This window comes from Janthinobacterium sp. 75, from assembly GCF_004365495.1.
In the GTDB taxonomy this organism is placed as follows: domain Bacteria; phylum Pseudomonadota; class Gammaproteobacteria; order Burkholderiales; family Burkholderiaceae_D; genus Janthinobacterium.
This window is the reverse complement of sequence record NZ_SORD01000001.1, coordinates 4,504,648-4,519,515: the sequence shown is the minus strand read 5'-3', so window position 1 is coordinate 4,519,515 and position 14,868 is coordinate 4,504,648. Positions and strand designations below refer to the sequence as shown.

The window sequence follows — 14,868 nt, the reverse complement described above, 5'->3', positions numbered from 1 at the left end:
GCATGCATACTCCCGTCACACCCGGCCTCCTCATCCTGCATGGCAACCAGCTGGAACAGCTGCGCGCCGCCGTCTTCCAGTGGCTGCGCCAGCATCCGCTGGCGCCCCTGGAAACGGATATCTTCCTGGTGCAGTCGAACGGCGTGGCCGAGTGGCTGAAGATCGCCCTGGCGGAGGAGATGGGAGTCTGCGCCGCCACGCGCATCGCGCTGCCGGCGCGCTTGCTGTGGGAAAGCTACCGTGGCATGTTGGGGCGCGAGCGCGTCCCGCGCGTGTCGCCATTCGATAAATCCCCGCTGACCTGGCGTTTGATGCGCCTGTTGCCCTCCCTGCTGCCCGACCCGGTGTTTGCGCCGCTGCGCTACTTCCTTGCCGATGGCGATTGCGAACGCCGGCTGCAGCTGGCCGAGCGCCTGGCCGACTTGTTCGACCAGTACCAGGTGTACCGCGCCGACTGGCTGGCTGATTGGGCGGGCGGACGCGACCAGTTGCGCACGGCGCGCGGCGAATCTATCCCATTGAAGGAAGACCAGCGCTGGCAGGCGCAGTTGTGGCGTGCCGTGTCGGCTGACGTCGAGGCCTTCGAGCGCGACACGGGCCGCGCCGACATTCACGACGCCTTCCTGGCGGCGATCGCCGCCGGCGAGCCGCCTGCCAGCAAGCTGCCGCGCCGGGTGGTGCTGTTTGGCGTGTCGGCCTTGCCGTACCAGACCTTGCAGGCGCTGGCCGCGCTGGCGCGCTACACGCAGGTGGTGCTGGCCGTGCCCAACCCGTGCCAGTTCTACTGGGGCGACATCATCGACGGGCGCGACTTGCTGCGCGCGGAAAACAAGCGCCAGCGGCAGCGCAACGGCACCGATCTGGCGCAAATTCCGCTCGAAGCGCTGCATGCGCACAGCCATCCGTTGCTGGCCAGCTGGGGCAGGCAAGGGCGCGATTTCATCCGCATGCTCGACGAATTCGACGAACATGCGCAAGCCGAGGGGCGCGACGACAGCCTGCGCATCGACCTGTTTGGCGAGGAAACGGGCGAGACTCTGCTGCAGCAGGTGCAGGTGGCCATCCGCGAACTGCGCCCGCTGGCCGAGCACGAGCAAACGCCGCCCGACGTCGGCGACCGCTCAATCGAATTTCACGTGGCGCACAGCGTGCAGCGCGAAGTGGAAGTGCTGCACGACCAGCTGCTGGCCATGTTTGCGCACAGCGCCGAGACGGGCTTGCGTCCGCGCGACGTGGTGGTAATGGTGCCCGATATCGATACCTTCACGGCCGCCATCCACGCCGTCTTTGGCCAATACCGGCGCAATGACGAGCGTTTCATCCCGTTCGAGATCGGCGACGTGAAGGACCGCAGCGTCAACCCGCTGCTCGTCGCGCTCGAGTGGCTGTTGCAACTGCCGCAGCAGCGCTGCCGCCAAAGCGAGGTGCGCGACCTGCTCGACGTGCCCGCGCTGGCGGCCCGTTTCGGCCTGCAGCCGGACGACCTGGCCACCCTGGGCGCCTGGATCGAAGGGGCGGGCGTGCGCTGGGGCCTGGATCAGGCGCACCGCGCCGGCCTCGGTCTGGGCGCGGCCGGAGAACAAAATGCGTGGATCTTCGGCGTGCGGCGCATGCTGCTCGGCTATGCCAGCGGCAGTGGCGCCAGCTTTGGCGGCATCGAACCGTATGCGGAGGTGGGCGGTCTCGATGCGGCGCTGGCCGGATCGCTGGCGCAGCTGGTCGAGGCGCTGCTGCACTGGCGCACCGTGCTGGCCAGCGCCTGCACGCCAGCCGAGTGGGGCGTGCAGGCGCGCGCGCTGCTGGCCGCTTTTTTCGATGCCGACGACGAAGGCGACCGTTTGACCCTGGCGCAGCTGGAAGGCGCCTTGCAGGGCTGGCTGGAAACCTGCGAGCATGCGGGCTTTGTCGAGCAGGTGCCGCTGTCCGTGCTGCGCGTGGCGTGGCTGGGCGCGCTGGACGAGCCGACCCTGAACCACCAGTTTGTCTCCGGCGGGGTGACCTTCTGTACCCTGATGCCGATGCGCGCCGTGCCGTTCCGCGTCGTGTGCCTGCTGGGCATGAACGATGGCGACTTTCCGCGCCGTGCCCAAAAGGCGGATTTCGACTTGCTGGCGCTGCCCGGTATGGCCCGCCCGGGCGACCGCTCGCGCCGCGACGATGACCGCTACCTGATGCTGGAAGCCTTGCTGGCCGCGCGCGACAAACTGTACCTAAGCTGGGTGGGGCGCAATGTGCGCGACAATTCCGAGCAGCCGCCGTCCGTGCTGGTGTCGCAGCTGCGCGATTACCTGGCCGCCGGCTGGTCGCTGGACCGGCACCTGGCGTCGCTCACCACCGAGCATGCGCTGCAGCCATTCAGCCGCCGCTACTTCGAGGCGGACGGCCTGCTCACGTATGCGCGCGAATGGCGCGTGGCCCATGCCGATGCCGATACGGTCGATGCGGATGCACAGGCCGCCGTGCTGCCGCTGGGGCCTTACGAGCTCGATCCCGGCACGCGCTTGAAACTGGGCGAGCTGGCCAGCTTCCTGCGCCAGCCCGTCAAATATTTTTTCCGCCGCCGCTTGAGTGTGCACTTTGCCGACGCGGCCATGCTGGGCGAGGATGAAGAGCCGTTTGGCCTGAATGCGCTCGAGCGCTATCTGCTGGAAGACACCATGCTGGACGACGGCGGCGCCGTCGAAGCGCTCGATGACGTGCGCGCGAGCCTGGAAGCGCGCGCAGGGAAACTGGCGCGCGAAGGGGTGCTGCCCATCGGCCTGATCGGCCAGCAAGTACAGGCGCAATTGGTCGAGGCGCTGGTGCCCGTGCGCAGCGCGTGGCTGTCCTTGCGCGCCTCGTTCCCGCTGGCGGCCGACAAGCGCGCCATCAACCTGCCGTTTGGCGAGCTGCAGATCGACGACTGGCTCGATAAATTGTGCAGCAACGGGCAGGAAACGGCCTGGCTGATGCAGATTTCCTCGAAGGTGACGGACAAGGGCGGCCAGGCACGCGGCGACAAGCTGATGCTCATGTGGCTGCGCCAGCTGGCCGCCGCCGCCCTCGGCTTTCCCGTCACCGGCTACCTGGTGGCGCGCGACGCCATCGTCAGCATGGCGCCGCTCGATCCGGCCACGTCGCGCGAAGCCCTGGCCACTTTGCTGGCGCTATGGCGCGAAGGCATGAACCATCCCTTGCCCACGGCATGCAAAACGGGCCTGGCGCTGGTGCAGCAGGGCGACCCGCGCGCCGTGTACGACGGCGGCTTTGACATGTCGGGCGAGCGCGATGAACTGTGCCTGGCGCGCCTGTGGCCCGAGTTTTCCGCGCTGGCCGCCGAGGAGGCATGGGAAGACTGCACACGCGAGCTGTATGGCCCGCTGGCCGACTGGCTGCAGCAACATATTACGATTGACCCGATCACGATGGACCCGATCAGCGCGCCCAATGATGGTGCGGGAGAAGAACAATGACGAGCCATTTGCTCAACCCCCTGGCATTCCCGCTGCACGGCTCACGCCTGATAGAAGCCTCGGCCGGCACCGGTAAAACCTGGACCATCGCTGCGCTGTACGTGCGCCTCGTTCTGGGCCATGGCGACGACGACAGCCGCTTTACCCGTCCGCTGCTGCCGGCCGATATCCTCGTGATGACGTTTACCCGCGCCGCCACGCGCGAATTGTCGAACCGCGTGCGCGAGCGCCTGATCGAGGCGGCCGCTTATTTTCGCAATGAGTTCCGTAACGAGTCCGGCGGCAGCGATCCCTTTCTCGATGCCTTGCTCGAGTCGTATCCGGACGAGAGCGAGCGGCAAAAGGCCGCGCACCGGCTGATGCTGGCCGCCGAGACGATGGATGAAGCGGCCATTTTCACCATCGACGCGTGGTGCCAGCGCATGCTGCGCGAGCATGCGTTCGACAGCGGCAGCCTGTTCGATGAAGAACTGGTGAGCGACGAGCAAGCCCTGTTCGAGGATGCGGCCCATGATTACTGGCGCCAGCAAGTCTATCCCTTGCCGCCGCAGGCGCTCGACGTGCTGCTGGCCTGCTGGCCCGACGTGGGGGCGCTGAAGAAAGGCGCGCGCGATCTGGCGCGCCGCGCGGATATCATGGGTATGGCGGACGAAGAACCGGTATCGGCACTGATCATGCGCGAACAGCGTGCGCTGGCCGCGCAGCTGGCCACCCTGAAGGCTGGCTGGATCGAGCGCGTGGACCGGATGGCCGCGTGGATCAACGACCAGCGCGCCGCCAATCCCAAGTGTTTTAACGGCGTCAAGATGAAGCCGGACAACCTGGCGAAGTGGTTCGACGGCTTGCGGCGCTGGGCGCAAGATCCCCTGTTGCTGCAGCCGGCCATCACGGCCAAGGCGTGGGAGCGCTTGACGCCCTTCGGCATCGAGGATGCGTTTGCCAAGAGTTTCACGGCGCAAGTGCCGGAGTGCTTCGAACATACCGAGGCGCTGGGGATCGCCCTGGCGGCTTTGACGCCGCTGGCGCACAAACTGCACCTGCATGCGGCGGCGGCCATCGCGCGGCGCATGGACCAATTGAAGCGCCAGTCACGCCAGTTCGGCTTTGCCGACATGCTGCAGCGCCTGCATGACGCGCTCGCTGGCGAGAATGGCGCGGCCCTGCGCCAGCGCATCGTCGACCAGTATCCGCTGGCGATGGTCGATGAATTCCAGGACACGGCGCCGGCGCAGTACCAGATTTTTAACCTGCTGTACCGCATCGCCGACAACGATCCGGCCCTGGGGCTGTTCCTGATCGGCGACCCGAAACAGTCGATCTACGGCTTTCGTGGCGCCGATATCCAGAGCTACCTGGCGGCGCGGCGCGCCACCGCTGGGCGCCACTACCAGCTGGGCACCAACTATCGCTCGACGGCGCCCCTGGTGGCGGCTGTCAACCAGCTATTCCTGCATGCCGAGCGCGCCGAAGTGCCGGCCGGCGCTTTTCGCTATCGTAGAAATGGCGACAATCCGCTGCCGTTCGAAGCCGTCGATGCCAAGGGCCGCGCCGAGCACCTGGTGAACGCCGGCGGCCCGCTGCCGGCGCTGCTGGCGGCCTGCGCCAGCGATGAAGGGCTGCGCGGCGAGAGCTACCGCGAGTATTTCGCACAGCATTGCGCGGAGCACATCGTCGCCATGCTGGCCGATGCGCAAGCCGGTTTCGCTGGCCCTGACGGCTTCGTGCGGCTGCAGCCGGCCGATGTCGCCGTTCTCGTGCGCGACCGCAAGGAAGCGGCGGCCATCCGCCGCGCGCTGGCGCGCCGCCGGGTCGCCAGCGTCTACCTTTCCGACAAGGATTCCGTCGTCGACAGCGAGGAGGCGCAAGACGTGCTGCGCTGGCTGGCGGCGCTGGCCAATCCCCTCGACGGGGCGCTGGCGCGCGCCGCGTTTGCCACGCGCACCATCGGCCTGTCGCTGGGCGAACTGGCGCGCCTGTCCAGCGACGAACTGGAATGGGAGCGCCGGGTCGAGCAACTGAAGGCCTTGCACCTGATCTGGCAGCGCCAGGGCGTGCTAGCTATGCTGCGCCGCTTCATCCACGAACTGCAGCTGCCCGCCATGCTGCTGCAGCAGACGGGCGGCGAGCGGCGCTTGACGAATCTGCTGCACCTGGCCGAACTGCTGCAATCGGCCAGCCGCCAGCTCGATGGCGAACAGGCGCTGATACGCTGGCTTGCCGAGCAGATTGCCGGCGAAGGCGAGGGCGGCGACGAGCGCGTGCTGCGCCTGGAAAGCGATGCTGAGCTGGTGAAGGTCATCACCGTGCATAAATCCAAGGGCCTCGAATACCCGCTGGTCTATTTGCCGTTCGCCGTCACGGCGCGCAAGGTGGATAAGCGCAACCGCAGCTTCTTCGAGTATGCGGGCGAAGACGGCGAGCGCCGCCTCGACCTGTCGCTGTCCGACGAGGCGATGGCAGCGGTCGAAGAGGCGCGCATCGAGGAAGACCTGCGCCTGCTGTACGTGGCCCTGACACGCGCGCGCCATTTCCTGTGGCTGGGCGTGGCCGCCCAGGCGGCGCGCAAGGCTGGCGAGAATACCTTGCACGAATCGGCGCTTGGCTACCTGCTGACGGGGGGCGACAAGCTGCCGTCCGGGCAACTGCTGCTGCGCTGGCAGCAGGTGGCGGGCGATTGCGACGCCATTTATGTCACTTCGCTGGCGCAGCCCGATGCCTGCACGGTGCTGGACCGCGTCGAGCGGCGCCCCGAGTTGCGGCCCGCGCCCGTGTTCGCGGGCGAATTCGAGCGCGACTGGTCGGTGGGCAGCTTTACGTCGCTGACGCGCCAGATCGGCGCCGTGGCTGCCCCCCACGTGCCGCAGCGGGCATTGGAAGAGACCTTGCTGGAAGACGGCGCCAGCGTGGCGGCCGTATCGCCGCTGCAGGCGGGCGACGCCCCGTGGCACCGCTTCCCGCGCGGTTCCGTACCCGGCAATTTCCTGCACGAGCAGCTGGAATGGATGGGCGGCGAAGGCTTTGATAGCATCCACGACGACAATTTCAATACGCGCCTGGCCGCGCGATGCGAGCGGGCGGGCTGGGGACACCGCCAGGAAGATGCCATCGCCTGGCTCCGGGAAATCGCCATCACGCCGCTGCCCCTGCTCGACGCGTCGCTGTCGCAGCTCGATAGCACACTGTCCGAGATGGAGTTCTGGTTCCCCAGCGAGCATTTGTCCACCGGCGCGCTCGACCAGTTGTGCACGCGTTTGCTGCTCGATGGCGCGCCGCGCCCCGTGCTGCCGCGGCGCCAGCTGCACGGCATGTTGAAAGGCTTTGCCGACCTGGTCATCGAACGCGATGGGCGCTACTGGGTGCTCGACTACAAGTCGAATGCGCTGGGCGCCAACGATGCCGCCTACCACACGCAAGCGCTGGCGTCCGGCATGGCGCAGCACCGCTACGATATCCAGGGCGCCATCTACATGCTGGCCCTGCACCGGCTGCTGAAAAGCCGGCTCGGTGATGCCTACGATCCTGCCGAGCACCTGGGCGGCGCGATCTTCCTGTTCTTGCGCGGCATCGCGAATGCGGATACGCATGGCTGCTACTGGCTGGCGCCGCAGCTGGAACTGCTGGACGGCCTCGATCAACTGTTAGAAGAAACGGAACACCATGCAGCATAATGAGCAGATGGATGCCTTGCAAATGAACGCCTTGTTCAGCCATGTCGACGGCATCGCCGGGGCGGGTCATCTGCGCCGCCTGAGCGCCGCCTTCGCGCGCTTTATCGCCAGCCTGGACGACCATGCATCGGATGCACCCGCCGTGGCCGTGGCCTGCGTGGTGCTGTCCGAGCTGGAAGGGCGGGGGCACAGCTGTTTGATGCTGTCTGACCTGGCCGGCGAACCGTCGCAACTGCTGGGTTGGAGCGAGGAGCTGTGGCATGGCGTGCTGGCCGTTTCCGGCCCGCTGCCCGCATCGCTCGAGGGCTGGCGTGCGCTGCTGGCCGGCGCGCCGCAGGTGTGGCAAGTGGGTGCGCCAGATGTGCGCCAGCCGCTGGTGCTCGACGGCGACCGCCTGTACCTGCGCCGCTACTGGCGCGACGAGACCCTGGTGGGCGAGAAAATCGCCGTGCGCGCGCAGGATTTGGGCAATCCGCCGCTGGCGCAGGTGCGCCAATGGCTCGATATCCTGTTCGACCAGCCGACGCAGGATGGTGGCCCGGACTGGCAAAAGGTGGCGTGCGCCATCGCCCTGCGCGGCAAGGTGGCCATCATCACGGGTGGCCCCGGAACGGGCAAAACCTATACGGTGGCGAGCCTGTTGACCTTGCTGTTTGCCGTTTCGCCGCAGCCGGAGCAGCTGCGCATCGCGCTGGCCGCACCCACGGGCAAGGCGGCGGCGCGGTTGAAACAGTCGATCGACAAGGCCCTCGAAGGGCTGGCGGCGAAGGCGGGCGATGCGCTGCCCTTGCTGGAACTGGCGCGGCGCATGGGCGCGGCGCGTACCCTGCATAGTTTGCTGGGCGCGCGGCCCGATACGCGCGCCTTTGCCCACCACGCGGGCAATCCGCTCGACGTCGATGTGCTGATCGTCGATGAAGCGTCGATGGTGCACCTGGAAATGATGGCCTCGGTGCTCGATGCCTTGCCGGCGACGGCCATCTTGATACTGCTGGGCGACAAGGACCAGCTGGCATCGGTGGAAGCGGGCGCCGTGCTGGGCGACTTGTGCCACGATGCGCAGGCGGGCGGTTACACGCCGTCTACCATCGCGTATGCGCAGGCGGCCAGCGGCGTCGCCATTCCGCCCGCCTTCGCGGGAGCGGCGGGCGCGCTGGCGCAGCAGACGGTGATGCTGCGCCACAGCCACCGTTTCAGCGGCCCGATTGGCGAACTGGCGCTGGCCGTGAATGGCGGCAGGCCCGATCTCGCCAAGGCCTGCTTCGCTGGCGACAGCGGCGGCCAGCTGGCGTGGACGGTGCCGGCGCAGCAGGAGGACGTACTGCGCCTGGCCTTGCGCGGCAGAGTCGACGCGCCGGGCGGCTACCAGCCTTACCTGGCACTGGTGAATGCCGGTGAAGCGGCGTACGCGCAGCATGACGACTGGGTGCGCGCCGTGCTGCACGCTTTTGAAGCGTTCCGCATCCTGTGCGCCGTGCGCGAAGGCGAGTGGGGCGTGGCCGGCTTGAACACGGCCATCGAGCTGCGCCTGGAAAAGGAAGGTCTGATCCGCCGCAGCGAGTGGTATGTGGGCCGCCCCGTGATGGTCACACGCAACGACTATGGCACGGGCGTGTTCAACGGCGACATCGGCCTGACCTTGCGCGACCCTGCGCGGCCCGGTTCCCTGCGCGTGTATTTTTTGGAAGGCGAGAATGTGCGCAGCGTGCTGGCCACGCGCTTGCGCCATGTGGAAACGGCGTTCGCCATGACGGTGCATAAATCGCAGGGCTCGGAGTTTCGCCACACGGTCCTGGTGCTGCCGCAGGAAGGCGGCGCCATGCTGGCGCGCGAACTGGTCTACACGGGCATCACGCGCGCGCGCGACTTCTTTACCCTTGTCTCGCCCACGCAGGCCGTGCTCTTCGACGCGATCTTGCGCCGCACGCAGCGCGCCAGCGGGCTGCGGGGCTTGATCGGCTGATTTACTTCGCCAGCTTCGCCTTCGCCACCAGCGCCTGCACCACTTGCAGGGTCGCTTGCTCCACGCCCTGGCGCGGCAAGCCCGTGTTGGCGCCGGCGACCATCGATGGATTGGTCAGGTAGCGCCCGCCCACGATCAGGGTGGGCGTGCTGTCGACCTGGTAGCCGGCGGCCAGGCGGGGCAGGTTTTTCAGCTTGGTCTGCACGCCAAACGACTGGTAGGCGCCTTCGAAGGCGGCTTTGTCCAGGCCATTTTTCAGCGCCCAATCGAGGTTGTCCCTGTCGCTGGCCAGGCGCTTGCGCTCCACATGCCAGGTGTGCATGACTTGCGCGTGCAGCGCCTCTTCCTTCTTCAGCGCTTCCAGGGTCAGGAACAGATGCGCTTCCGGATCATTTTCCGGCGTGTGCGGTAAATGGATGCGGCGGAACGACACGCTGGCGGCATTCTCCCTGACCCAGCGCGCCAGGCCCGGCTCCAGCGCGTTGCAGGCGGGGCAGTGGTACATGAAAAATTCGATCACTTCCACCTTGCCCGGCGCCGCCTGCACGGGCTGCGGCGTGGCCAGCACCAGATAATCGGCGCCCTGCACGGGCGCTTGTGGCGAGGCGATGGCGCTGGCGGCGGCGAAGCTGGCGCAGGCCAGGAAGACGTGGTGCAAACGCATGGAAGCTCCTTGGAAAAATTGATTTTGAGGCAATCATGGTAGAGCATTAATGATTGATGGTGTTGCATTGATGTAATAAACGTTTATTATTCCGAATATTGAATAATAATGTTCCGATTTTTGTGTGAAAATACAAAAACGGGGTGACGGGCGAAAGCGCTGTGTCATACCATCAAACTCAAAAACCAGGAGTCCATCATGTTGTCTTCCCTACGCACGCGGTTGGTGCTCATCTGTGTGGCCATCGTCGTGCTGTCCATGCTGGCCTTGTCGCTCGCCAATTACCTCACCACGCGCAACAGCATGCTGGCGTCGTCCGACCAGCAGATGCAGCAGTTGCTTCAAAGCCAGTCGGCCGTGCTGGCCCAATGGGTCGATGGCAAGAAAAAGGTCATGGCATCCGTCGTCATGTCGGCCGAGACGCCTGATCCGATGCGCGCCTTCCAGATCGCGGAAAAGGCCGGCGATTTTGCGGAAGTGTTCATCGGCTATGCGGACAAGCGCTCCGTGTTTACCCATCCGGGCCGCCCGGCCGATTTCGATCCCACCGCGCGCGCCTGGTACACGGACACCGTCAAGGCAGGCGTGCCGATGCTCACGCCGCCGTATGTGGACGCGGCCAGCCACAAGCTGGTGGTGTCGTTCACGGCGCCCGTCGGCCCAAAAGGGGCACTGGCGGGCGTGGCGGGCGCGGACGTGTTGCTCGACACGGTGATCGCCAACGTGGTGGCGATCAAGCCAACACCGCACAGTTTTGCCTTCCTGGTCGACCAGAGCGGCACCATCATCGCTCATGCCAACAAGGACCTGAGCCTGCAGCCGGTGGCGAAACTCGATGCCACGCTGTCGGCCGCGCAGGTCAACCGGCTGGAAAACACGCGCACGAGCGATGCCGTGCGCCTGAACGACCGCGATGGCAAATTGTATGTCACACGCGTGGCGGGCACCGACTGGCTGCTGGCCGTGGTACTGGATCAGCAGGAAGCCATGCAAGCCTTGCAGACGATGCTGACGGCGGCCACCGTCACAGCGGCGCTGCTGACCGGACTGGCGGCGCTGCTCTTGTCGCTGCTGGTGTTCAAAATGCTCAAGCGCCTGGAACTGGTGCGCGACGCGCTCGACGATATCGCCTCCGGCGAAGGCGACCTGACGCGCCGCCTCGACGCTTCCGGCGTGGATGAGCTGGCGCAGATTGCCGGCGCCTTTAACCGCTTCATCGACAAGATCGCCGCCGTGCTGGTGAAAATCCGCACGGCCAGCGAATCGGTGAAGGTCTCGTCGATGGAAATCGCCGCCGGCAACCAGGACCTGTCGTCGCGCACGGAACAGCAAGCGAGCTCGCTGGAAGAAACGGCCGCCTCGATGGAGGAGTTGACCAGCACGGTCAAGCAAAATGCCGACAATGCGCGCCAGGCCAACCAGATGGCGCAATCGGCGTCCGGCGTGGCCAGCAAGGGCGGGCAAGTGGTGGCGCAGGTGGTCGATACCATGGCGTCGATCAACGATTCGTCGAAGAAGATCGTCGACATCATCAGCGTCATCGACGGCATCGCCTTCCAGACGAATATCCTGGCCTTGAACGCGGCCGTGGAAGCGGCGCGCGCAGGCGAGCAGGGACGGGGCTTTGCCGTGGTGGCGACGGAGGTGCGCAGCCTGGCGCAGCGCTCCAGCCAGGCGGCCAAGGAAATCAAGCTGCTGATCGACGATTCAGTGGACAAGGTCGATTCCGGCGCGCGCCTGGTCGACGAGGCTGGCGCGACGATGCAGGAAATCGTCGACAGCGTGCGCCGTGTGACCGACATCATGGGGGAAATCACGGCCGCCAGCGTCGAACAAAGTTCGGGCATCGAACAGGTGAACCAGGCGATTGCGCAAATGGACCAGGTGACGCAGCAAAATGCGGCCCTGGTGGAAGAGGCTGCGGCCGCCGCGGAAAGCCTGCAGGACCAGGCCAGCACCCTGTCGCAGGTGGTGGGCGTGTTCAAGCTCGATGAAGCACAGGTTGCCGTGGCGCAGCCAGCCAGGCCCGTGGTGCGCGCACCCATCGCGCCGCGCATCGCCAGCCGCCCCGCAGCGAGGGCTGTCGCCAAGCCCGAGCGCAGCGAGGAGTGGGAAACGTTTTAAGGCAGTTTACGTCCGTTTAAGTCAGCGTTTAAGCGCGGCGGGGCGCCAGGGTCGGCGCCATCTGCCGGGCCACCTCGAAGAAAGCATCGGTGGCTGGCGTGTTCTGGCGCCTGTCGCGCACGGCCAGGCCCACCTTGCGGCTGACGGGCGGGTTCAAGGGCAGGGCCAGCAAGTCCGGATACTGCTCGCGCAGGCGCTGCGGCAGGGCCAGTTCAGCCACGATGGACAGGCCGTCGCCGCGGCTGACCATGTCGAGGATGGTGATCACCTGGCTGATGCGGTAAGGAACATTTGGCTGCAAGCCCGCGTTGGCGAACAGCGGTTCGATCAGGCAGGCGCAGCCTGCCTCGGACATGATGAATGGCCCTTCGCACAATTGGGCCAGGGTGATGGTGCTTTCGCTGGACAGCGGATGGCTGCGCGGCACCAGCGCCATCATCTGGTCTTCCACCAGCGGCGCCGTGTCGAAGCGCTCGTCGGGCAGCACGACGAAACCCACATCCACGCGGCGTTCGCGTATCCATTGCACCACCTCGTGGTCGGCGCCTTCGTCGATGCGCAGGGCTATGCCCGGATAGCGCAGGCGGAACTGCGCCGTGATGGCCGGCAGCAGGTTTAATGACGAGGTGGGGCCGAAGGAACCGATGCGCAAGCTGCCCTGGCGCTGGCCCAGCACATCGGCCGCTTCCTGGCGCATGGCTTCCGACAAGCCGAGGATTTCACGCGCGCGCACCAGCAGCTGGCGGCCCACGTCCGTCAGCTCGGCCGAGGCCTGGTGGCGTACTATCAGGTCCACGCCCATCTCCTTTTCCAGCGCCTTCAAGGCGTGCGAGACGGCCGACTGGCTGATGCCCAGCTGCGCGGCGGCGGCGGAAAAGCCGTGCAGTTCGGCCACCAGGGTAAAAATTTCCAGTTGCGTGAAGGTCATGGTGTGGTTTCTTTGTGTTATGAGTATTTACTCATTATTTCATGAGCTGTTATTAGTATTAATATATAAGTATACCGCACGTGCAGCGTCCGCTGTACAAGCGACATCATAGGACTTTCCATGCGTACTTCCGCCGTACCCTCAGCCGCCTTGCCCTCCGTGCAATCGCCGCTCGTCTATATCAAACTGATTTTCGTCGCCCTGTTCTGGGGCGGCACTTTTATCGCCGGGCGCGTGCTGGCGCAGCAGATGCCACCCATGACGGCCGCCAGCGGGCGCTTCGGCGTGGCCGTGCTGCTGCTCGTCGTGCTGGCGTGGAAACTGGAAGGGGGCTTGCCACGTCTGGACCGCAAGCAGCTGGCGACGACGGCGGCGCTGGGCCTGACGGGCATTTTTCTCTACAACCTGTGTTTCCTGGCGGCCCTGTCGCGCATGCCGGCCGGGCGCACGGCCCTGTTCGTGGCCTTGAACCCCATCGTCACGGCGCTCGCCTCGGCCATGCTGTTTCGCGAACGCCTCGGTTCCTTCAAATGGCTGGGCATCATGCTGGCATTTTGCGGCACGGCCATCGTCATCACGCGCGGCGACCTCGCCGGCGTGCTGCACGGTACGGGCGGCGGCATCGGCATGGGCGAAGTGTTCATGTTTTGCGGTATTTCCAGCTGGGCCGCCTATACCCTGATCGGCCGGGTGGCGCTGAAGGGCCTGAGCCCGATTGCCGCCACCACGTATGCGTCGATGTGGGGCCTGGCTTTCCTGCTGGTGGGGGCAGTGGTGGAATTCCCGAGCGTGCCGTGGCACAGCTTCGGCTGGCAAGTGTGGGCCGCCATCGCCTATCTGGGCGTGTTCGGCACGGTGATCGGCTTTGTCTGGTATTACGAGGGCGTGAAAGCGCTGGGGCCGTCGCGCACGGCCGTGTTCAACAACCTCGTGCCCGTGTTCGGTATCGTGCTGGCGGCGGGGCTCTTGGGCGAGCCGGTGCTGGCCTCGATGCTGGTGGGCGGCGCGGTAACGATTGCCGGCGTGGTGATGACCAACCGGCAAGCGAAATAGTTATTTTGCGCGGCGGCGCTTGCTCGGTTTTGCCGGCGCCTTCTTGTGGCGGCTGACGGAAGCGCGCATCACTTTCGGCTCTTCGATGCCGTTCTCGGCCGCCAGCATGCGGCGGATGTTGACGGCGTCCATGGCGCGCACGGAATTGGCGCGCGCGTTGAGCAAGATCATGGTGGCAAACTTGCCGGCCGACTTGATGCGCATGATCAGGCAGCGGCCCGCTTCATTCGTGTAGCCCGTTTTCGACAGGCCGATATCCCAGCCCTTGGCGCCCACCAGGCGGTTCGTGTTGTGGTATTCCACGTCGCGTCCCTTGATCTGGATCACGTCCTTCGAATCGGTGGTGATGCGGCTGATTTCCGGGTAGCGTGAGGCGGCCACGGCCATCTTGACCAGGTCCGCTGCCGTCGACTGGTTGTTCGGCGACAAACCCGTCGGCTCTTCGATGACGGTCTGGCGCATGCCCAGGGCCTTGATCTTGGCGTTGACGGCCACGGCAAACGCTGTCGGGCCGCCGGGGAAGGTGCGCGCCAGCGAGGCGGCGGCGCGGTTGTCGGATGACATCAGCGCCAGTTGCAGCACGTCGTGGCGGCTCAGGGTGGCACCAACGGGCACGCGCGAAGTGCTGTGTTTCAAGGTGTCGACATCTTCGCGGTCGATGCTGATCTCTTCCTGCATATTGGCCTTGGAGTCGAGCACGACCATGGCCGTCATGAGCTTGGTCAGCGAGGCGATGGGCACCACCACGTTGGAATTTTTTTCAAGCAAGACTTTGCCTGTGCCATCTTCGACCACCAGGATCGACTGGGAACCGAAGGGCACGGCGATGGCCGCTGTCGAAAGCGTCATCAGCACCGCGGCGAACATTTTTTTGAGCATGGGATTGTAATGGGAAGCAGTTTTGGGGCGCCATCGAGGGCGCTGCGCGCAAATCCGGGACAGACCTGCGCGGGAACGCGGCGTGTATCTCGGAGGCAATATTTGCCAAGAGTAGACAATACCATTAAAAATATTGC

8 protein-coding genes are annotated in these 14,868 nt (G+C 65.7%); 5 read left to right on the top strand and 3 right to left on the bottom strand.

What is annotated here, in order from left to right:
• The first annotated feature begins 2 nt into the window (after positions 1-2).
• From recC to recD, 3 genes are read left to right on the top strand one after another with little or no spacing between them, the layout of a single operon-like run.
• Positions 3-3,452 carry an exodeoxyribonuclease V subunit gamma gene (gene recC / locus C8C89_RS20530; RefSeq protein WP_133992218.1) on the top strand — a complete coding sequence of 1,150 codons (3,450 nt, stop codon included), beginning with the start codon at positions 3-5 and terminating at the stop codon, positions 3,450-3,452.
• Positions 3,449-7,120 (top strand): exodeoxyribonuclease V subunit beta, encoded by a 3,672-nt coding sequence (gene recB, locus C8C89_RS20525; RefSeq protein WP_133992216.1) that lies wholly within the window; start codon positions 3,449-3,451, stop codon positions 7,118-7,120. Before recC ends, recB begins: the two co-directional genes overlap by 4 nt.
• Positions 7,110-9,083, top strand: a complete 1,974-nt coding sequence (gene recD / locus C8C89_RS20520) for an exodeoxyribonuclease V subunit alpha (protein ID WP_243858153.1) — start codon at positions 7,110-7,112, stop codon at positions 9,081-9,083. Before recB ends, recD begins: the two co-directional genes overlap by 11 nt.
• A 1-nt stretch (position 9,084) precedes the next feature.
• Here recD and C8C89_RS20515 read toward each other — a convergent pair whose 3' ends face one another.
• On the bottom strand, positions 9,085-9,747 hold the full coding sequence (locus C8C89_RS20515) for a thiol:disulfide interchange protein DsbA/DsbL (protein WP_101480788.1): 663 nt from the start codon (positions 9,745-9,747) through the stop codon (positions 9,085-9,087).
• Between the two features lie 198 nt (positions 9,748-9,945).
• Between C8C89_RS20515 and C8C89_RS20510 the strand changes: the two genes are divergently transcribed.
• Positions 9,946-11,871: a methyl-accepting chemotaxis protein gene (locus C8C89_RS20510; protein ID WP_133992214.1), complete on the top strand. Its 1,926-nt coding sequence runs from the start codon at positions 9,946-9,948 to the stop codon at positions 11,869-11,871.
• Positions 11,872-11,899: 28 nt separating this feature from the next.
• Here C8C89_RS20510 and C8C89_RS20505 read toward each other — a convergent pair whose 3' ends face one another.
• Positions 11,900-12,799: a LysR substrate-binding domain-containing protein gene (locus C8C89_RS20505; RefSeq protein WP_101480790.1), complete on the bottom strand. Its 900-nt coding sequence runs from the start codon at positions 12,797-12,799 to the stop codon at positions 11,900-11,902.
• A gap of 120 nt (positions 12,800-12,919) precedes the next feature.
• Between C8C89_RS20505 and C8C89_RS20500 the strand changes: the two genes are divergently transcribed.
• Entirely contained in the window at positions 12,920-13,852 is a 933-nt protein-coding gene (locus C8C89_RS20500) for a DMT family transporter (protein ID WP_101480791.1), read from the top strand.
• On the opposite strand, the gene C8C89_RS20495 is transcribed toward C8C89_RS20500, so the two are convergent.
• Positions 13,853-14,731, bottom strand: a complete 879-nt coding sequence (locus C8C89_RS20495) for a serine hydrolase (protein ID WP_035826880.1) — start codon at positions 14,729-14,731, stop codon at positions 13,853-13,855.
• Positions 14,732-14,868: the final 137 nt, after the last annotated feature.